The sequence below is a fragment of the Streptomyces sp. HUAS ZL42 genome, assembly GCF_040782645.1.
Lineage (GTDB): Bacteria > Actinomycetota > Actinomycetes > Streptomycetales > Streptomycetaceae > Streptomyces.
This window is the reverse complement of the sequence record NZ_CP160403.1, coordinates 1,227,862-1,246,574: the sequence shown is the minus strand read 5'-3', so window position 1 is coordinate 1,246,574 and position 18,713 is coordinate 1,227,862. Positions and strand designations below refer to the sequence as shown.

Below are 18,713 nucleotides of genomic sequence, written 5' to 3'. Positions count from 1 at the left end.
TGATCGGCGCTCACCCCATTCCGGAGGCGGCCAGGACCGCCCGCTTGGTGAGGACCCGTGCAAGGTGCGCCCGGTACTCGGGCGAGGCCGCGGTGTCCTGGGAGGGATGGGTGCCCTCCGCCGCGGCCTCCGCGGCCCGGGCCACCGCGTCCGCGTCCCCGGCGCCGGACATGGCCTGTTCGGCGGCCGGGGCACGCAGGGGCGTGGCGCCCATGTTGGTCAGGGCGATCCGTGTCTCGGTGATGTGCCCGTCGTCGCGCCGCACCAGCGCGGCCACGCCGACCGTCGCCCAGGACTGGGCGACCCGGTGGAACTTCTCGTACCGGAAACCCCAGCCGTCCGCCTTCGGGATCCGGACCTCCAGCAGCAACTCGTCGGGCGCCAGAGCCGATTGCAGGTAGTCGACGAAGAAGTCCCGCGCGGCGATCGTGCGTCGGCCTCCCGGCCCCTGCGCGACGAACTCGGCGTCCAGCGCCAGGACGACGGCGGGCAGGTCACCGGCCGGGTCGGCGTGCGCGAGTGAGCCGCCGAGGGTGCCCCGGCGCCGTACGGCCGGGTCCGCGACCGTGGAGGTGGCGGCCGCCAGCAGTCCGGCGTGCCGCCGGACCAGGGGGTCCGCGATGACGTCGTGGTGCGTGGTCATCGCGCCGATGACGAGCATGTCGCCGTCCTCGCGGACCCCGCGCAGCTCGGGGATCCGGTTGACGTCCACGACGAGTTCCGGGAAGGCCAGCCGCAGCCTCATCAGCGCGAGCAGGCTCTGCCCGCCGGCCAGCACCTTGGCCTCCTCGCCCGCGTCTGCGAGCGTGCGCACCGCCTCGTCGACGGTGCTGGGACGGGCGTAGTCGAATGCGGGGGGAATCATGCCGACGCCTCCTTCGCGGACCGAAGTGCCTGCCAGACCCGTTCGGCCGTACACGGCATCCGCATGTCCTGGACGCCCAGCGGGCGCAGTGCGTCCACGACCGCGTTGACCACGGCGGGCGTCGAGGCGATCGTGCCCGCCTCGCCGACTCCCTTCACCCCCAGGGGGTTTGAGGTGGCCGGTGTCTCGGTCCGGTCGGTGACGAACTCGGGCAGGTCCGGTGCGGCCGGGACCATGTAGTCGGCCAGCGTGCCGGTGACCAGGTTGCCCTCCTCGTCGTACAGGGCCTCCTCGTACAGGGCCTGGGAGATGCCCTGGGCGATGCCGCCGTGCAGCTGGCCCTCGACGATGAGCGGGTTGACCACCTTGCCGACGTCGTCCACGCACACGTACGACCGGATGTGCACGGCACCCGTCTCGGTGTCGACCTCGACCGCGCACAGGTGCGTGCCGTGCGGGTACGAGAACGTGTCGGGGTCGAGGACGTGTTCGGCGTTGATCGACGGTTCCATGCCGTCGGGCAGTCCGTGCGAGGTGAACGTCTCGAAGGCCACCTCCTGGATGGTCTTCCGCGCCTCGGGCGAGCCCTTGACGGAGAAGGCGCCCTCCGCGAACTCCAGGTCCGCCTCGTTGGCCTCCAGCAGATGCGCGGCGACCTTGCGGGCCTTGTCCACCACCTTGCGCGCCGCCTCGTGGACGGCGACGCCCCCGATGACGAGCGAGCGCGAGCCGTAGGTGTCCATGCCGTGCGTCGCCAGCCTCGTGTCACCGTGCATCACTTCGACGTCCTCGAAGGGCACGCCGAGGACGTCGGCGGCGATCTGGCTCCAGGAGGTCACATGGCCCTGGCCGTGGGGGCTGGTGCCGGTGATGACCTCGACCTTGCCGGTGGGCAGCACCCTGATGTTCGCCGCCTCCCAGCCGCCCGCCGCGTAGCGCATCTCGCCCAGCCAGCGGCTCGGCGCGAGGCCGCACATCTCGGTGTACGTGGAGACGCCGATGCCGAGCCGGACGGTGTCGCCCCGGTGGTTTCGGTCCGCCTGCTCGGCGCGCAGCTTGTCGTAGTCGAACAGCGCGATCGCCTTGTCGGTGGCCGCCTCGTAGTTGCCGCTGTCGTAGGTGAGCCCCGCGATCGTGGTGTACGGGAACTCCTCGTGCCGGATCCAGTTGTGGCGCCTCAGCTCCAGGGGGTCCATCCCGAGTTCGGCCGCCAGATCGTCCATGATCCGTTCGATCGCGAAGGTCGCCTCCGGGCGGCCCGCTCCCCGGTAGGCGTCGATCGGGGTGCGGTTGGTGAAGACGCCGGTGCAGGAGAAGTCGTAGGCCCGCATCTTGTAGATCGCCGGGTACATGGAGGCGCCGAGGACCGGGATCCCCGGGCTGAGCAGCATCAGGTACGCACCCATGTCGGCCAGCAGTGAGACCTTCAGGCCGAGCAGCGTTCCGTCGCGGCGCGCGGCGACCTCGATGTCCTGGACCTGGCTGCGGCCGTGGTGGGTGGCGACATTGGCCTCGGCGCGGGACTCGGTCCACTTCAGCGGGCGGCCCAGGCGCTTGGCCAGTACGAGGGTGATGACCTCCTCCCCGTACACCTGGAGCTTGGAGCCGAAGCCGCCGCCCACGTCGGGGGCGACCACGCGGATCTTGTTCTCCGGGATGCCGGTGGTGACGGCGAGCAGGACACGCAGGACGTGCGGGACCTGGGTGGAGGAGTAGAGGGTGAAGTCCCCCGACGCCGCCAGCGGGGTGACCACGACGGCGCGCGGCTCCATCGCGGTCGGGATGAGGCGCTGCTGGTGGTAGCGACGGGTCAGGACGACCTCGGCCTGCGCCTTGGCGGCCTCGTAGTCGCCGCTGGTCGCGTGGTAGTTGTACGAGCGGTTGGTGCCCTTGTCGGAGTGGACCGGCGGAGCGTCCTCGGCCAGTGCCGGCTCGATGTCCAGGACAGCGGGCAGCGGGGTGTAGTCGACCTCGATGGCCTCCAGGGCGTCGGAGGCCGTGTACCGGTCGCGGGCCACCACGACCGCCACCGGGTCGCCGGCGTAACGCACCTCGTCGACGGCGATCGGCGGGTGGTCCGGCACCACGGTGTCCTCGGCGACGGGCCAGGCGCAGGGCAGCGAGCCCATCTCCTCCGCGACGTCGCGTCCGCTGAACGCGGCGATGACGCCCGGGCGTTCGAGGGCAGCCGAGACGTCGACGCGCTCGATGCGGGCGTGGGCCATCGGGCTGCGCAGGATCGCCAGGTGCAGCAGTCCGTTGACGCTGATGTTGTCGGTCCAGTTGGTCTGCCCGGTGATCAGGTGGGCGTCCTCCTTGCGGGGCCGGGCGCGGCCGACCTCCCGCTGCGCGGTCTCGGTCATGCCGTGACCTCCTGTTCGGAGACGTCCAGCACGGCCCGCACGATGTTCTGGTACCCGGTGCAGCGGCAGAGGTTGCCCTCCAGCCCGTGCCGCACCTCGTCCGGCGTGGGGTGCGGGTGTTCGCGCAGCAGTTCGCGGGCCGCCATGATCATCCCCGGGGTGCAGTAGCCGCACTGGAGCGCGTGCCGCTCGTGGAAGGCCCGCTGGAGGGCCGTCCACTCGCCGTCACGGGCCAGCCCCTGCACGGTGGTCACCTCGCTCCCGTCCGCCTGGACGGCGAGCACGCTGCAGCTCTTGACGGCGGCGCCGTCCAGCTCGACCGTGCAGGTTCCGCAGTTCGAGGTGTCGCAGCCGATCGGGGTGCCGGTCAGGCCGAGGCGGTCGCGCAGGTAGTGGATCAGGAGGAGACGGGGTTCCACGTCGTCCTCGTACGTCGTGCCGTCCACCTTCACCGAGATGTGCGTCATGTGCCCTCCAGGGACTGTGTGGGCGGATGAGAGGCGAAACATCGGCTGATCGTGATGTACGTCACTCTATGACCGCACCGGGGAAGCGGCGAGTGCTGCGGCGGGCTTCGTTGAGCGTTAATCGATTGCCCGGCTGCGTGCCGGTCTGTTGCACTGCACGGGTTCAGTCGGCAGCCAGGCGAGGAGCAGCAATGCGAGCACCGTTCATGTCCGCCCAGGAAGGAACGACCCCCATTTCAAAGGACATGACGCCTCGTGCACTTGCTCAACCTCGGGATCCTCGCGCACGTCGACGCCGGTAAGACCAGCCTGACCGAGCGGCTGCTGCACTCGGTCGGGATCATCGACGAGATCGGCAGCGTCGACGCCGGCAGCACGCAGACCGACACCCTCGCGCTGGAGCGGCAGCGCGGCATCACCATCAAGTCCGCCGTCGTCTCCTTCCCGGTGGACGACGTGACGGTCAACCTGATCGACACCCCCGGTCACCCGGACTTCATCGCCGAGGTGGAACGGGTGCTCGGCGTGCTCGACGGCGCCGTGCTCGTCGTCTCGGCCGTCGAGGGTGTGCAGGCGCAGACGCGTGTGCTGATGCGGACCCTGCGGCGGCTGCGCATCCCCACCCTGATCTTCGTCAACAAGATCGACCGCCGCGGGGCGCGGTACGAGGGCGTCCTGCGGGCGATCGCCGAGCGCCTGACGCCGGCGGTCGTACCGATGGGCGAGGTCGCCGCACTCGGCACCCGCCGGGCCGCGTTCCTTCCCGGACCCGGCGGCGCCGACGTCCTCGCCGACCACGACGACGAGCTGCTCGCCGCGTACGTCGACGACACCGTCACCCGCGACCGTCTGCACGCGGCCCTCGTCGCCCAGACCCGCCGGGCCCTCGTGCATCCGGTGTACTTCGGCTCCGCGGCGACAGGAGCGGGCGTGGATGCGCTGATCTCCGGCATCAGGGGACTGCTGCCCGCCGCCGAGGGCGATCCCGACGGGCCGCTCTCGGGCACGGTGTTCAAGGTCGAGCGCGGCCCGGCGGGGGAGAAGGTGGCGTACGCACGGTTGTTCTCCGGTACGCTGCGCACGCGTGACCAGGTCCTTTTCGGTGAGGCGCGCACCGAGGGCAAGGTCACCGCGATCAGTGTCTTCGACCACGGCACGGACGTCCGGGACGACGCGGCTCCGGCCGGGAGGATCGCCCGGCTGTGGGGGCTCGCCGACGTCAGGATCGGCGACTGCCTCGGCGTACCGCGCGAACAGGCCGCGCACCACTTCGCCCCGCCCACCCTCGAGACCGTGGTCGTGCCCGGCCGGGACACCGACCGGGGGGCCCTGCACCTCGCCCTCACCCAGCTCACCGAACAGGACCCGCTGATCGGCCTGCGTCACGACGAGGTGCGCCGGGAGATCTCCGTGTCCCTCTACGGCGAGGTGCAGAAGGAGGTCCTCCAGGCCACCCTCGCCGACGAGTACGGCCTCGACGTCGCCTTCCGCGGGACGACACCCCTGTGCATCGAGCGGCCGTCCGGGACGGGAGCGGCGGTGGAGTTCATCAAGAAGGACCCGAACCCGTTCCTCGCCACGGTCGGTCTGCGCGTCGATCCGGCGCCGGCCGGGACCGGCGTGAGCTTCGGCCTCGAGGTGGAGCTGGGGGCCATGCCGTACGCCTTCTTCAAGGCCGTCGAGGACACCGTGCGCGAAACGCTCGCCCAGGGTCTGCACGGCTGGCAGGTCGCCGACTGCGCGGTGACCATGACCCACTCCGGATACTGGCCCCGGCAGAGCCACGCCCACCAGGGCTTCGACAAGAGCATGTCGAGCACCGGCGCCGACTTCCGCGGACTGACCCCGCTGGTCCTGATCGAGGCGCTGCGCCGGGCGGGCACACAGGTGTACGAGCCGATGCACCGCTTCCGCCTCGAGGCCCCGGCGGACACGCTGGGCGCGCTGCTGCCGGTGCTGGCCAGGCGGCGGGCCGTGCCGCAGACGACCGGGACGCGCCGGGAGTCGTGCGTGCTGGAGGGTGCGGTGCCCGCGGCCCATGTGCACGCGCTGGAGCAGCAACTGCCCGGGCTGACCCGCGGTGAGGGCGAACTGGAGAGCGCCTTCGACCACTACGCCCCTGTCGCGCGCGGCACGGTGCCCGAGCGGCCCCGCACCGACCACAACCCGCTGAACCGTAAGGAGTACTTGTTGAACGTGACGCGCCGAGTGGTGAGTTGAGGCGGCAGAGAGGGAACATACCCCGAATTCCTGAAACTTACTCAAGAGTCAGAAGTATTGACGGTGTCCGGAAATCGCCCGACTGTAGTGGACATGCCGAATATCCGGGCACGTCTGCTCGTTGTTCTGGTTGTCCTTTTCGGATCACTGACGGTGGCGGGTACCCCGTCCGCCACCGCCGCCACCCTCCCCGACTCCCTCTGGTTCGACGGCACATCCCTGACCGTCTCAGGCGGCCGCTTCACCGACGGCCAGGGCCGCGAGGTCGTGCTGCGCGGCTACAACGTCTCCGGCGAGACCAAGCTGGACGAGAACCACGGACTCCCCTTCGCCTCCGTCACCGACGCGAAGAAGTCGGCGACCGCGCTGCGCGCCCTCGGCGGCGGCAACTCGGTCCGCTTCCTGCTCTCCTGGGCCTACGCCGAGCCGGTGCGCGGCCAGGTGGACACGGCGTACCTGGCCGCCGCGACGGACCAGATGCGGGCGTTCCTCGACGCCGGCATCCGCGTCTACCCCGACTTCCACCAGGACCTCTACTCCCGCTACCTCTTCGACCCGGACAGCTGGTACACGGGCGACGGCGCGCCCAAGTGGGCCGTGGAGCTGGGCGACTACCCGGACGAGTCCTGCGGGATCTGCTTCTTCTGGGGCCAGAACATCACCCAGAACGGAGCGGTGAAGGAGGCGTCGTACGACTTCTGGCACAACGCCTACGGACTGCAGGACGCCTTCCTGGCGACCGCCCAGCAGACCATGACGTACGTCAGACAGCACCTGACCGCCGAGGAGTTCGCGGGCGTCGTCGGCTTCGACCCCTACAACGAGCCCTACGCGGGCAGCTACGACTCGGGGCAGACGAGCCGCACCTGGGAGCGGGACGTGCTGTGGCCCTTCTACGTGAAGTTCCGCGCCCGGATGGACGCGGCCGGCTGGCAGGACAAGCCGGCCTTCGTCGAGCCGAACCTCTTCTGGAACGCCAACATCGACTTCCAGAAGCAGGAGGGCGGCCTGCTGGACGCGGGTACGCTCGGCTCGCGCTACGTCTTCAACACCCACTTCTACGACCAGAAGGCCATCTCGGGGATCCTGATGTGGGGCAAGGCGGCCGACGGCCAGTACGCCACCGATTTCGGGACGGTCCGCGACCGCGCCTCGGCAGTCGGGACGACGGCCGTGGTCAGCGAGTTCGGGCACCCGCTGTCGGGGACGGTGTCGGACAAGGCGCCGACCGTCCTGAAGGCGATGTACCAGGCCCTGGACTCCCGCCGCCCCGGCTCGACCTGGTGGACCCAGGCGGCAACCAGTGGACCGGTGCTGTCGGGATCACAATGGCAGTGGGACATCTACAACGGACGTCACCACGAGCTGATGAACGGCAACCCCGACAAGGTGCTCACCTCCGGCGACGCCTGGAACGACGAGGACCTGTCGGCCGTACGCCTGGACGACTCGGGTGCGGTGACGCTGCGTCAGGATGCCCGGCTCCTCGACCGGGTCTATCCGAGCGCCACCGCCGGTACGACGGTCGCCTTCACCTACGAGGACCGCTCACGGGACGGCTCGACGACCCTGACCTGGAACCCGGTGCCGAGTTCCCTGCCGAACGTGGCACAGCTGGTGGGCTCCGGCCAGTACGGGCTGCTGGTGTGGCGCTCGGGCAGTGGCTCGGCACCCACCGAACTGCACCTGCCGGCGTCCTTCCCGACCTCGGCGACCACGGTCGTCTCCGACCTGGGCACGGTGTACGCCCCGCCGTCGTACACCTCGACGACCCCGGTCGGCGTGGCGCCCGAGCCGGGCGGCACCGGCAGCCGCCGCCTGCTGCTCACCGACGCGGACTCGGGCGTCCTGCACTACGCGCTGGTGACCAACGGGGCGACGGCACCGTCGGCGACCGTGCTGGCGGCGGCCCGTTCCGAACTGACCGCGTGGGCCGCGAAGACCATCGGTTGAGCACCCCCGGCACGGCGGAGCGGGCACTCCGGGCGCGCGGTGCGCCGGGGTGCCCGCTCCGTTGTGACCGCCCGCCCCGCACCTGGCGGCGAGGGGGGAAGGGGGCCGGGTGCCGAGAGGCGTGCGGTACGTGAGGGGGTGGGGGCTCAGCTGCCGGAGCCCGTCCAGTCGGCCTTCACATGGCCGAGGCGGACGCGCTGCGGATGGTCGCCCACCGGCACCGACAGCACCTTCTTGCCGGTCGCGAAGTCGATGGCCGTGACCTGGTCGGCGCCGCTCTCGGAGACGATGCAGTCCTTGCCGTCGCCGCTGACGGTGGCCCAGTAGGGCTTGGAGGTGGTGACCAGCGGGCCCTCCTGGAGCGTGGCGCGGTCGACGACCGTCGCGTAGTCGTCCATCGTGCCCGCGACGCACAGCTTGCTGCCGTCCGGCTTCATCGAGATGCCGTGGTGGCGCGAGTCGTTGACGTAGGTGGTGCGGTCGTCGCTGGTCGCCGGATTCTTCGGCAGGGTCTTCGTCCGGGTGATCTTGTCCGTGACGAGGTCGTACTCGAAGAAGCCGTTGAAGAACGACACCTGGAAGTACAGCTTGGACTCGTCTGGCGAGAAGACGGCCGGGCGGACGGCGTCCGAGTAGTCCGTGAGGCCGATCGCGTCGAGACGCGCCCGCATGTCGATGACCTTGACCTGCTTGTACGTGGTCGCGTCGACGACCGTGATGCGCCGGTCGCCCTTCGTCCAGTCCAGCCAGGGCGCGTCGAGCGCGGTGTTCACGTCGCCGATCGCCATGTTGTAGATGTACTTGCCGTCCTTGGTGAAGATGTTCTCGTGCGGCTTGTCGCCGGTGGCGAACGAGCCCAGCTGCTTGCCGGTGTCGATGTCCAGCACGTGCACGGTGTTGGAGGTGGACGCGGAGACCGCGACGCGGGTGCCGTCGGGGGAGACCGCCATGTGGTCGGAGCGGTAACCGGACACCGGGAAGCGCCAGTTGATGGCGCCCGTGGCCAGGTCGATCGACACGACGTCCGCGAAGCTCGGACGCGAGACGACCACCGACGTGCCGTCGGGGGTGGAGTACATGTCGTCGACGAACTGGTCGTGCCCCTCGCCGACGGTGTTGCGGATGATCATGAAGTAGGACCACTTGATCGGATCGGCGTTGATCTCCGCCATCCGCTGGTCCTTGTCCGGGATCACGTTGATCCGGCCGATCTTCGCGAAGTCGCCGGTGGACTTGATGACGTCCGCGGTGCCGTCCCAGTTGTTGCCGACGAACAGCACCTCGCGCAGGGCGGCGGTGTCGGATGCCGCGGTGGCGGCGGTCGCGGGCGCGGTAACGGTCAGCACGAGGGCGGCGGCTACGGAGCAAAGTCTGGGTCTGAAGACCGGCATGACTGCTCTCTCCTCTGGGGGTGGACGGGTGCCAGGGCGTGGCGAGGAATCTGAACACGGCTGCATTCAGAGTGAACTTACTCGAAAGTAAGGAGGGGGTCGCCTTTTCGACAAGACTGCGTACACGACAAAATTGATGTCGTGGGACGGACGAGGCAGCGGGGAGGAGCGGGGTGACGGGCAGGCTCAAGGCGCCGACGGGCCGCTACGGCGGCAAGTCCGCCCAGGAGCGGCAGGCCGAGCGACGCGGAAGATTCCTGGGCGCGGCACTCCAGCTGTTCGGGGACACCCCGGGCTACCGCGCCACGACCGTCGCGGCGCTGAGCGAGGCGGCGGGACTGTCGACCCGGCAGTTCTACGAGGAGTTCCGCACCCTCGAGGACGTCCTGGCCGCCCTCCACCTCCAGGTCAACGACTGGGCGGAGGAGGCGGTCCTGACCGCGTTCGCCGCCACGGATGGCCTGCCTCTCCTGGACCGGGTCACCGCGATCTTCCGGGCCTACGCGGGGAACGTCACCGCCGATCCGCGCCGCATCCGCATCACCTTCGTCGAGATCATCGGGGTCAGCGGGCGCCTGGAGGAACAGCGCCTCGCCCGCCGCGCACGCTGGGTCGACCTCATCTGCGCCGAGGCGACGGCGGCCGCGGCCCGTGGCGAGGCGGCCCCCCGTGACTACCGCCTCGCCTCGACGGCCTTCATCGGCAGCGTCAACGGACTGCTCCACGACTGGAGCGCGGGATGGGTGGACGCGACGCTGGACGAGGTGGTCGACGAACTGGTCCGGCTGCTGCTGGGGATTCTGCGGCCGGACGGGTGGCGTACGACGAGTGGGTGCTGATCAACTCCGGCCGGAGAGCAGTTAATCTGCCGGGGTGCACTCGTATGGGGAACTGACGTCGGCGGAGCGCGAGTTGTGGGATGCGTACCCCACGGGTCGCCTGGTGGACTTCAGTACGGGCGGACCGGAGGACGACCCCGAGAAGGGGGACGGCTGGGGTGCCGAACGGACGGTCCGGGCCGAGGTCGTGACCGCGCTGCTGTTCGGCGCGAACCCGGGTAGGCCGGGGAGCGCCCCGGGTCTGCGGCTTCGGGGCGCCCGCATCAGCGGGAACCTCAATCTCAGCGGTGCGGAGATAGGGCACGAACTGTGGTTCGGATCGTGCTGGTTCGAGCAGACCGTGAGTCTGTACGGGGCCGCGACCCGGACCATCGAGATCCAGGACAGCCGGATTCCGGGCATCAACCTGGCGATGGCCCGTGCGGAGGGCCGTGTCGCCCTGCGCGGCACGGTGGTGCGCGGCAGGCTGGCGCTGACCAACGCCCGGCTGGCCGGCGAGTTGATCCTCACCGGAGCGGTCCTCTCGCACGAGGACAGCTGGGCCCTGTTCGCGGGTGGACTCGTCGTGGAGGGCGGGGTCTTCTGCCGGGGGACGATCGTGCGGGGCGGCATACGGCTCCTGGGGGCGCAGCTGGCCGGGGGACTGCACATGGAGGGCGCGCGGATCAGTAATCCCGGTGACGTCGCCCTCATCGCCGACAACGCGATCGTCCGCACCGTGGACCTGTCCCGGGGCTTCACGGCCCAGGGGACGATCAGCCTGCGCGGTGCGCAGATACCGGACCAGCTGACCTTCGACGGCGCCGTCCTCGACGCCGAGGGCACCGCGGTGGACTGCACCCGCATGCAGACGGGCGTCTTCGTCTTCACCCCCGCAGCACCGCCGTCCGGCCCGGTCGACCTGCAGGGCGCCCAGGCCGTGACCGTGCACGACCGGGAGGGCGCCTGGCCGGACGTCGTACGGTTGCGGGGCTTCACCTACGGCTCCCTCGACGGCGAGGACGGCTCCCGGCCGGACTCGGCGGCGTACCGCGTGGCGTGGCTCCGCCGCCAACCGGGCTATGCGGCCCAGCCGTACGAGCAACTCGCCGCCTGCTACCGGCAGATCGGCCACGACGACGACGCCCGCCGGGTCCTGCTGGCCAAGCAACGGCACCGCAGGAGGACCCAGGGCCGTGCCGCACGCCTGTGGGGACACCTCCTCGATGTCACGGTCGGCTACGGCTACCGCCCCTGGCTGGCGGGGATCTGGCTGGCGGCGCTCGCGCTGCTCGGCACCACCGTTTTCGCCACGCACTCTCCGAAGGCGACCGAACCCGGTCAGGTCCCCCCGTTCAACCCCTTCGTCTACACCCTCGACCTGCTGATCCCCATCGGCGGCCTCGGCCAGCGCAGTGCCTGGTTCTGGGAGGGAGGGACGCCCGCGTGGCTGGCCTACGGGCTCACCGCGGCGGGCTGGATTCTGACGACGGCGGTCCTTGCGGGCATCACTCGTACTCTGAACAGGAACTGACGCCGGTTCTGTCCGGCGGACGAGGGAGGAAGCAAGGCAGCTGAACCGGGGCCGGGTGCATCCGGCCGCAAGGCGGAGGGCTGGTGCTCGGGTCCGGGTCTCGGCCTCTTGGCGCGGCATTGCCTGACAACGGCGGCTCTCGTCCCATCACCCGTACCGTGAACGGGAACCGACGCTCTATCGGGCCAATCGGCCCACCGCCTCGACCACCGGCGCCACGCCGTCCTCCTCGCGAACCCGCGCGCCCAAGTCCCGCGCGCGCTCGCGGTAGGCAGGCTCCCGCGTCACCCGGGTGAGGGCGGTCGCCAGCCTGTCGGTGGTCAGGCGGCGCAGTGGTACCGCTTCCGGGGCCACGCCCAGGGTGACGAGCCGGGCGGCCCAGAAGCCCTCGTCGAACTGGATCGGGACCGGTACCGCGGGGACTCCGGCGCGCACCCCGGCCGCCGTCGTGCCCGCGCCGCAGTGGTGGACCACCGCGGCCATCCGCGGGAAGAGCACGGAGTGGGGGACCTCGTCGACGGTCAGCATGTCGTCTCCGACCGCCTCCAGTCCGCCCCAGCCCCGCTGGATCACTCCGCGCAGTCCCGCCCGGCGCAGGGCGCGTACGATCTCGGCGCTCAGACGCTGCGGATCGGGCACGGTCGCGCTGCCCAGGCCCACGAAGACCGGGGCGGGACCAGCGTCGAGGAAGTCCCCTAATCGGGAGGGGAGTTGGGCCTCTCGGTCGTACGGCCACCAGTACCCGGCGACATCGAGGCCCGCCCGCCAGTCCCGCGGCCGGGGCACCACCAGCGGGCTGAAACCGTGCAGCACGGGCCACCCCTGCCGCTCCCGGGCGCGCAGCGCGGCGCGGGGACGCCCTACGCCGTTGAGGCCCTTGAGGCCCAGCCGGGCCCGCGCCATCGGTACGGCACCCACGAAGATCCGCTCCACAGCCAGCCCGACGCCGTGCCCGGCGATCCGGTTACCGAGGCGTCCCAAGGAGCCGCCCCCGAGCACCGGGGGTGCGAACTCCCTTGTGGGGGCCAGGGGTTGAAGATAGACGCCGAGGCTCGGCAGTGACAGGCCCTCGGCGACGGCGTGTCCCAGCGGGGCCAGTGAGCCCGACAGCAGCAGGACGTCGCTCTCGTGCGCGGCCGCCACGAGGTCGTCAGTCATCCGCTCGACGAGCTCCCGCGCCATCGCGGCCAGCCGGGCCAGCTTGCCCACTCCGGTCGCACTGCGGTGCAAACCCCGTCCCTGCGAGGACTCCAGCTGCGCCCGGGGATCCACGGGCAGCGCGTGGAAGCCGAGGCCGGAGCCCCTCACGAGCGCCTCGAAGGAGCCGTGGGTGACCAGGGTGACCTCGTGTCCCGCGCGCAGGAGGCCGTGCCCGAGCCCGGTGTAGGGTGCCACGTCGCCACGGGAGCCCGCCGTCATGATCGCCACTCGCACGACTGTCAGTATGGCGCCGACGCGAGTGTCCCGGGGGCGAACGGCCCGTGAGGGGGGACGAATTCACTCCTGTCACGCCCGTTGACTTCACCCTCCGTCGGCCATACTTTCGGCGCGCGATGTGTTCGATTCATCGATCCTTGTTCGAAATATCGGCATCGTTGAGCCCTCTCCCGTACGAAGGAGCCGCCCCGTGTACCCCCCACCCCGCTCGCGCCTGGCCGTACGCTGCAGATCCGCCGCCCTGCGCGCCCTCGCGCTTGCGCTGACCGCGACCGCCGCCCTGCTCTTCACCCAGCCCGGTGAGGCCAAGGCCGCGACCTCGCGTCAGATAGCTGTCCCCAGCGCCCCGATGGGCTGGGCGTCCTGGAACAGCTTCGCCGCGAAGATCGACTACAACGTCATCAAGCAGCAGGCCGACGCCTTCGTCGCGGCGGGCCTCCCGGCGGCCGGGTACAAGTACATCAACATCGACGAGGGGTGGTGGCAGGGCACCCGCGACAGCGCCGGCAACATCACCGTCGACACGACCGAGTGGCCCGGCGGAATGAGCGCCATCGCGGACTACATCCACAGCAAGGGCCTGAAGGCCGGCATCTACACCGACGCCGGCAAGGACGGCTGCGGCTACTACTTCCCGACCGGCCGCCCCGCAGCGCCCGGCAGCGGCAGCGAGGGCCACTACGACCAGGACATGCTCCAGTTCTCCAAGTGGGGCTTCGACTTCGTCAAGGTCGACTGGTGCGGCGGCGACGCGGAAGGGCTCGACGCGGCGACGACGTACAAGGCGATCAGCGACTCGGTCGCCAAGGCGACGGCCACCACCGGCCGCCCGCTGACCCTCTCGATCTGCAACTGGGGCAAGCAGAACCCCTGGAACTGGGCGCCGGGCCAGGCCCCGATGTGGCGGACCAGCACCGACATCATCTTCTACGGCAACAAGCCGTCGATGACCAACCTGCTGTCCAACTTCGACCAGACCCTGCACCCCACGGCCCAGCACACCGGCTACTACAACGACCCGGACATGCTGATGGTGGGCATGGACGGCTTCACCGCCGCCCAGAACCGCACCCACATGAACCTGTGGGCCATCTCCGGCGCCCCGCTCCTCGCCGGAAACGACCTGTCGACGATGACGGCCGAGACCGCGAACATCCTCAAGAACCCCGAGGTCATCGCCGTCGACCAGGACCCGCGCGGTCTGCAGGGCGTCAAGGTCGCCGAGGACACCGCCGGGCTGCAGGTGTACGGCAAGGTCCTCGCGGGCTCCGCCAACCGGGCCGTCGTCCTGCTCAACCGCACCTCCTCCGCGCAGAACATCACCGTCCGCTGGTCCGACCTGGGCCTCACCAACGCCTCCGCCACCGTCCGTGACCTGTGGGCCCGCGCCAACGTGGGCTCGTTCGGCACGAGTTACACGACCAGCGTCCCGGCCGGCGGTTCGGTGATGCTCACCGTGACCGGCGGCACCGAGGCGTCGAGCAGCACGTACACGGGCACGTCGAGCTTCTCCGGCGTGGTGGCCGGCAGCACCGGCCTGAAGGTCGTCGACGTCGCCTACACCAACACCGCCTCCACCGCCCGTACCGCGACCCTGAAGGTCAACGGCCAGACCCCGACGACGGTCTCCTTCCCGCCCACGGGCTCGTCGCAGGGCACGATCTCCCTCGAGGTCGCCCTCTCCAAGGGCTCGTCGAACACGCTCACCTTCACCGGCGCCCCCACGCTCGCCGACATCACGGTCCGCCCGCTGCCCGGCGCGAACGGCACCCTCGCCGTCGGCAGGCAGTCCGGCCGCTGCCTCGACGTCTTCAACAGCACGATCACCAACGGCACCCAGGCCGAGCTGTGGGACTGCAACGGCGGCTCCAACCAGGCCTGGACGTACACCTCCCGCAAGGAACTCGTCCTGTACGGCAACAAGTGCCTGGACGCCTACAACCTCGGCACCACCAACGGCACCAAGGTCGTCATCTGGGACTGCAACGGCCAGAACAACCAGAAGTGGAACGTCAACAGCGACGGCACCATCACCAACGTCAACGCCGGGCTCTGCCTGGACGCCTACGGCGCGGGCACGGCCAACGGCACCCTGACCGTGCTGTGGGCCTGCAACGGCGGCGACAACCAGAAGTGGACACTGAACTAGCGGTCCCCCCCTGCATGACACCGTGTCCCGCCGGCCCCGGGTCGGCGGGACACGTGCGTTCACGGGAGAGCGAGGAGAGGTACGACACTGGTGTGACGATCGGGAAGGTGCCGGACACGAACGGGACATGAGCAACGACGAGATCTTCGCCGCTGCCTATCGCGAGCACTACTGGGCGGTCAGCCGCTACGTGGCGCGGAGGTGGGACGGGCGGACCGGCGACGTCGAGGAAGTGGTGGCGGAGGTGTTCACCGTCGCCTGGCGGCGCCGGGCCGACCTGCCGCCGTCCCCGCTGCCCTGGCTGTACGGCGTCGCCCGCAACTGCCTGGCCAACGCGGTGCGCGGCCAGGGACGCCGCCGACGGCTCGTCGACCGGCTCGGCAACGACGACTCCGCGCACCGGCGGCACATCGTGAACAGCCCGGACGCGGAGAGCCCCGGCGACTGGGTGCACGAGGCACTCGCCCGGCTCTCCCCGGCCGACCAGGAGGTGCTGCGCCTGACGGCCTGGGAGGCACTCGGCATCGACGAGGTCGCCCTCGCCCTCGGCTGCGGCAGACGGGCGGCGTCGATGCGCCTGCACCGGGCCCGCCGCAGGCTGAGAGCCGAGATCGACCGCATGTGTCCCACCGCAGACGCGCACCCCTCGAAGGAACACGGCCATGGCTGACGAACTGGAACTCCTGCGCCGCGCCAACCCGGTGCGGGCCGACGGCCCCCACTTCGGCGACGGACCCCTCGACCACCATGCCGAGCGCCGTCTCAACCGGCTGCTGCACGAGGGGACTTCGGGCCGTCGCCGGCGGGTCCGGGTGGCGTGGGGCCTCGGGGCCACCGTCGTCGTGGCCGTGACCGCCCTCGCCCTGCTCCTCACCGGGCCGAGCACCACCCCCGCGGTCGCCGCACCCCGCCCGCTGGTCGTGGAGGCCGGCTCCACCCCCGTACCCCTGGACCGACTGGCCGGACGCGCCGGGCAGGCCGCGGCGGACGGATCGCCGGGCCTGCGCAAGGGCACGCACGTGCAGTCGTGGAGCCTGGGCTTGTCCGACGGCAAACCCCCGATCACCCTGCCCGAGGAGCGCATCGTGCGCTGGAAGGCCGACGGAAGCCACACGGAGCTCGTCGTGGCGACCGACCCGCAGCACCCGGGCCGGCCCGTACTCACCGACGAAAACGGCACCCCCGGCCTGGTGGAGGACGGGCACGTCCTCAGCGAGCAGACCTTTCCGCCGAGTTGGAGCGACGCCCCGCCCGAGTCGACACCGCCGCACGACGTGGCGGGCCTGCACGCCTATCTGCGGGAAACGGAGTACAGCACCACCCCGGAGACCACTCCCGAACTCCTCGACGCCGTGAAGCGGTTGCTCGACCACTGGACCCTCGGCGCCCGCGAGTCGGCGGCGCTCGCCGGGATCCTGGCGGACGCCGGGGGCCTGCGGCCCGTCGGACAGGTGACGGACCGGCTCGGGCGTACCGGGCAGGCGTACGTCTACGCGGCCTCCGGCGCCCGCCGGATGCTGATCATGGATCCTGCCACCGGCGCCGTGCTCGGCCTGGAGACCACCTTCACCACGGACCGGCCCGAGTACGGCGTCGAGGCGGGGGACGTCATGGAGTACAGCGCCTGGATGCGCTGAACCTCCGGAGGATCACAGCCCGAGCTGCCGGGCGGCCGCGTCGACCGTCTGCTCCAGAAGCGTCGCGATGGTCATCGGACCCACGCCGCCCGGCACCGGGGTGATCAGCCCGGCCCGCTCGAGCGCCGAGTCGAAGTCGACGTCACCGACGTTCCCGGGGTTGTAGCCCGCGTCGATCACCACGGCACCGGGCTTGAGGTCCGCGCCCTTGATGAGTCGCGGCCGCCCGACCGCGGCGACCACGATGTCCGCCTCCCGCACGACCGTGGACAGCTCCGAGGTGCGCGAGTGGCAGTACGTCACCGTCGCGTCGCGGGCCAGCAGCAGCATCCCGGCCGGCTTGCCGAGGATGGCGCTGCGGCCGACGACGACGGCGCGCTTTCCGGCCGGGTCGACGTCGTACTCGTCGAGCAGCCGCATGATCCCGCCGGGTGTGCAGGAGACGAAGCCCGGCAGGCCGAAGCTCATCGTCGCGAACGACGCGAAGGTGACGCCGTCGACGTCCTTCTCCGGGGCGATCGCCTCGAACGCGGCCCGCTCGTCGATGTGGTCGCCCATCGGGTGCTGCAGCAGGATCCCGTGCACGGCCGGATCCGCGGACAGCGCCCGGAGCGTGCCGACGAGTTCCTCCGTGGTCGTGGCCGCGGGCAGTGCCACATGGCGCGAGCCGATCCCCGCCTTGCGGCAGCGGTTCTGCTTCATACGGACGTATGTGACGGACGCGGGATCCTCGCCGACCAGCACGGTCGCGAGACAGGGCGCCGTGCCCGTGCGGGCGGTGATGTCGGCCGCCTTCTTGGCGGTCTCCTCGACGACGCGGCGGGCGGGCGCGGTGCCGTCCATGAGCCGGGCCTGCGACATGAAGCACTCCTGAGCTTGACCTTCTCGCCCAGGCGCACGGCATCGACTCCGCGGGACCGCTCCCCGGTGGTGCTCCACCTCAGCGCCAGTCACGGCCCGCGACCAGGGTAACCGAGGGCCCGGACAGGTCAGCCGTCGGCTTCGATGAGGGCTCGGGTGCGGTTGGTTCAGCTCTCCGGCGGGGCCGCCGTCGGATCCACGCCTGCCAGGAACGCGGCGGCCTGTGCCGCCGGTCGCGTGGCGCCGATGGCCTCCGCCCAGCGGGCGATCTCCGTCGCCAGCGCGGAGGCAGCCGCCTCGTCGCCCGTGTCCCGGGCCATGACGGCGAGGAGCAGCAGTTGCGACAGCGTGCCGGGGACCGCGCCGGCCCGGGCGCCCAGTGCGGCGGCCCGGCGCCAGCGGTCGAGGGCGCGGGCGCGCTCCCCTGCGTCGTGATCGTGGTCGCCGAGGTGGCGCAGGGCTTCGCGGGCCAGCAGGTCGTCGCGGCCCGACTCGCCGGCCCGCAGCGCTGCCTCGTAGTGGGCGGGAGCCGCGGCGCGCTCGGCGAAGTGGTTGTCGGTGATCAGGCCGAAGTACATGGCGGCCCAGCCGCGGCGTACGGCGTCCGGGGCACTGTCCCGCAACTCGGTTGCTTGTCGGCGCAGTTGGGCGAGCGCTTCCGGGTCCTTGCCCTGCGGGCCGGGGCGGAGCGTCCCGTCGACGAGAAGCAGCCGGGCGTAGGTGTGCCGGAGCCGGACGAAGTCCAGGTCCCAGCAATCGCCGAGACCCTCCGCGGGCACGGCAGCGATGCGTGCGCCGGCGGTGTCCGTCCCGCTGAACCAGTCCTGCTCCACGGCGACTTCGGCAGCCTTCAGGGCGATCCGCGCGCGGGCGCGGGGGTCGGTGACCGATGCCGCGTCGAGTAGGCGCGTCGCGGTCCCCCACCGCCCGGCCCGGCTCAACTCACCGGCTGCGGAGAGGAGTTCGTCCATCTTCACGGTCGTAGCGAAAACTGTCTTCGTCATGACGCGGAAGCTAG

At 70.9% G+C, this 18,713-nt stretch carries 14 protein-coding genes and 1 riboswitch; of the genes, 7 read left to right on the top strand and 7 right to left on the bottom strand.

Annotation, left to right across the window (positions count from 1 at the left end):
- Positions 1 to 10: 10 nt before the first annotated feature.
- Genes ABZO29_RS05905 through ABZO29_RS05895 form a run of 3 tightly spaced genes read right to left on the bottom strand, consistent with a single transcriptional unit; the run spans position 11 to position 3,695 of the window.
- Positions 11 to 865, bottom strand: coding sequence for a xanthine dehydrogenase family protein subunit M (locus ABZO29_RS05905; RefSeq protein WP_367319058.1), 855 nt, complete (start codon positions 863 to 865; stop codon positions 11 to 13).
- The gene (locus ABZO29_RS05900) at positions 862 to 3,228 is read right to left on the bottom strand and encodes a xanthine dehydrogenase family protein molybdopterin-binding subunit (protein WP_367319057.1); all 2,367 of its coding nucleotides are present in this window, start codon (positions 3,226 to 3,228) and stop codon (positions 862 to 864) included. The genes ABZO29_RS05905 and ABZO29_RS05900 overlap by 4 nt, the downstream gene beginning before the upstream one ends.
- Entirely contained in the window at positions 3,225 to 3,695 is a 471-nt protein-coding gene (locus ABZO29_RS05895) for a (2Fe-2S)-binding protein (RefSeq protein WP_367319056.1), read from the bottom strand. The genes ABZO29_RS05900 and ABZO29_RS05895 overlap by 4 nt, the downstream gene beginning before the upstream one ends.
- A 255-nt stretch (positions 3,696 to 3,950) precedes the next feature.
- On the opposite strand from ABZO29_RS05895, the gene ABZO29_RS05890 reads away from it, so the two are divergent.
- A complete protein-coding gene (locus ABZO29_RS05890; RefSeq protein ID WP_367319055.1) occupies positions 3,951 to 5,915 on the top strand; it encodes a GTP-binding protein in 1,965 nt (654 codons plus the stop codon).
- Between the two features lie 93 nt (positions 5,916 to 6,008).
- Positions 6,009 to 7,868, top strand: coding sequence for an endoglycosylceramidase (locus tag ABZO29_RS05885; RefSeq protein ID WP_367319054.1), 1,860 nt, complete (start codon positions 6,009 to 6,011; stop codon positions 7,866 to 7,868).
- 146 nt (positions 7,869 to 8,014) lie between these two features.
- Here ABZO29_RS05885 and ABZO29_RS05880 read toward each other — a convergent pair whose 3' ends face one another.
- Positions 8,015 to 9,259 carry a YncE family protein gene (locus tag ABZO29_RS05880; RefSeq protein WP_367319053.1) on the bottom strand — a complete coding sequence of 415 codons (1,245 nt, stop codon included), beginning with the start codon at positions 9,257 to 9,259 and terminating at the stop codon, positions 8,015 to 8,017.
- A gap of 173 nt (positions 9,260 to 9,432) precedes the next feature.
- Here ABZO29_RS05880 and ABZO29_RS05875 point away from each other — a divergent pair, with 173 nt between their 5' ends.
- Both ABZO29_RS05875 and ABZO29_RS05870 read left to right on the top strand, forming a co-directional pair.
- Positions 9,433 to 10,098, top strand: coding sequence for a TetR/AcrR family transcriptional regulator (locus ABZO29_RS05875; RefSeq protein ID WP_367319052.1), 666 nt, complete (start codon positions 9,433 to 9,435; stop codon positions 10,096 to 10,098).
- A gap of 34 nt (positions 10,099 to 10,132) precedes the next feature.
- Positions 10,133 to 11,611: an oxidoreductase gene (locus tag ABZO29_RS05870; protein ID WP_367319051.1), complete on the top strand. Its 1,479-nt coding sequence runs from the start codon at positions 10,133 to 10,135 to the stop codon at positions 11,609 to 11,611.
- Positions 11,612 to 11,788: 177 nt separating this feature from the next.
- Here ABZO29_RS05870 and ABZO29_RS05865 read toward each other — a convergent pair whose 3' ends face one another.
- Positions 11,789 to 13,030, bottom strand: a complete 1,242-nt coding sequence (locus tag ABZO29_RS05865; protein ID WP_367326059.1) for a glycosyltransferase — start codon at positions 13,028 to 13,030, stop codon at positions 11,789 to 11,791.
- 208 nt (positions 13,031 to 13,238) lie between these two features.
- Here ABZO29_RS05865 and ABZO29_RS05860 point away from each other — a divergent pair, with 208 nt between their 5' ends.
- The 3 genes from ABZO29_RS05860 (at position 13,239) to ABZO29_RS05850 (ending at position 16,834) form a co-directional block, all read left to right on the top strand.
- The gene (locus ABZO29_RS05860; RefSeq protein WP_367319050.1) at positions 13,239 to 15,197 is read left to right on the top strand and encodes an RICIN domain-containing protein; all 1,959 of its coding nucleotides are present in this window, start codon (positions 13,239 to 13,241) and stop codon (positions 15,195 to 15,197) included.
- A gap of 127 nt (positions 15,198 to 15,324) precedes the next feature.
- Positions 15,325 to 15,867, top strand: coding sequence for an RNA polymerase sigma factor (locus ABZO29_RS05855; protein WP_367319049.1), 543 nt, complete (start codon positions 15,325 to 15,327; stop codon positions 15,865 to 15,867).
- Positions 15,860 to 16,834 carry a CU044_5270 family protein gene (locus tag ABZO29_RS05850; RefSeq protein WP_367319048.1) on the top strand — a complete coding sequence of 325 codons (975 nt, stop codon included), beginning with the start codon at positions 15,860 to 15,862 and terminating at the stop codon, positions 16,832 to 16,834. The genes ABZO29_RS05855 and ABZO29_RS05850 overlap by 8 nt, the downstream gene beginning before the upstream one ends.
- Before the next feature lie 12 nt (positions 16,835 to 16,846).
- On the opposite strand, the gene ABZO29_RS05845 is transcribed toward ABZO29_RS05850, so the two are convergent.
- Positions 16,847 to 17,695: a bifunctional 5,10-methylenetetrahydrofolate dehydrogenase/5,10-methenyltetrahydrofolate cyclohydrolase gene (locus ABZO29_RS05845; protein WP_367319047.1), complete on the bottom strand. Its 849-nt coding sequence runs from the start codon at positions 17,693 to 17,695 to the stop codon at positions 16,847 to 16,849.
- Positions 17,696 to 17,714: 19 nt separating this feature from the next.
- Positions 17,715 to 17,798, bottom strand: a riboswitch (ZMP/ZTP riboswitch).
- 64 nt (positions 17,799 to 17,862) lie between these two features.
- Positions 17,863 to 18,699 carry a hypothetical protein gene (locus ABZO29_RS05840; protein ID WP_367319046.1) on the bottom strand — a complete coding sequence of 279 codons (837 nt, stop codon included), beginning with the start codon at positions 18,697 to 18,699 and terminating at the stop codon, positions 17,863 to 17,865.
- Between the last annotated feature and the right edge of the window lie 14 nt (positions 18,700 to 18,713).

Excerpts from the sequence above, each read along its gene's own strand:
- ABZO29_RS05895 (WP_367319056.1), bottom strand. The coding sequence starts at position 3,695 with ATGACGCACATCTCGGTGAAGGTGGACGGCACGACGTACGAGGACGAC.
- ABZO29_RS05850 (WP_367319048.1), top strand. The coding sequence starts at position 15,860 with ATGGCTGACGAACTGGAACTCCTGCGCCGCGCCAACCCGGTGCGGGCC.
- ABZO29_RS05900 (WP_367319057.1), bottom strand. The coding sequence starts at position 3,228 with ATGACCGAGACCGCGCAGCGGGAGGTCGGCCGCGCCCGGCCCCGCAAG.
- ABZO29_RS05885 (WP_367319054.1), top strand. The coding sequence starts at position 6,009 with ATGCCGAATATCCGGGCACGTCTGCTCGTTGTTCTGGTTGTCCTTTTC.
- ABZO29_RS05855 (WP_367319049.1), top strand. The coding sequence starts at position 15,325 with ATGAGCAACGACGAGATCTTCGCCGCTGCCTATCGCGAGCACTACTGG.
- ABZO29_RS05905 (WP_367319058.1), bottom strand. The coding sequence starts at position 865 with ATGATTCCCCCCGCATTCGACTACGCCCGTCCCAGCACCGTCGACGAG.
- ABZO29_RS05845 (WP_367319047.1), bottom strand. The coding sequence starts at position 17,695 with ATGTCGCAGGCCCGGCTCATGGACGGCACCGCGCCCGCCCGCCGCGTC.
- ABZO29_RS05840 (WP_367319046.1), bottom strand. The coding sequence starts at position 18,699 with ATGACGAAGACAGTTTTCGCTACGACCGTGAAGATGGACGAACTCCTC.
- ABZO29_RS05880 (WP_367319053.1), bottom strand. The coding sequence starts at position 9,259 with ATGCCGGTCTTCAGACCCAGACTTTGCTCCGTAGCCGCCGCCCTCGTG.
- ABZO29_RS05865 (WP_367326059.1), bottom strand. The coding sequence starts at position 13,030 with ATGACGGCGGGCTCCCGTGGCGACGTGGCACCCTACACCGGGCTCGGG.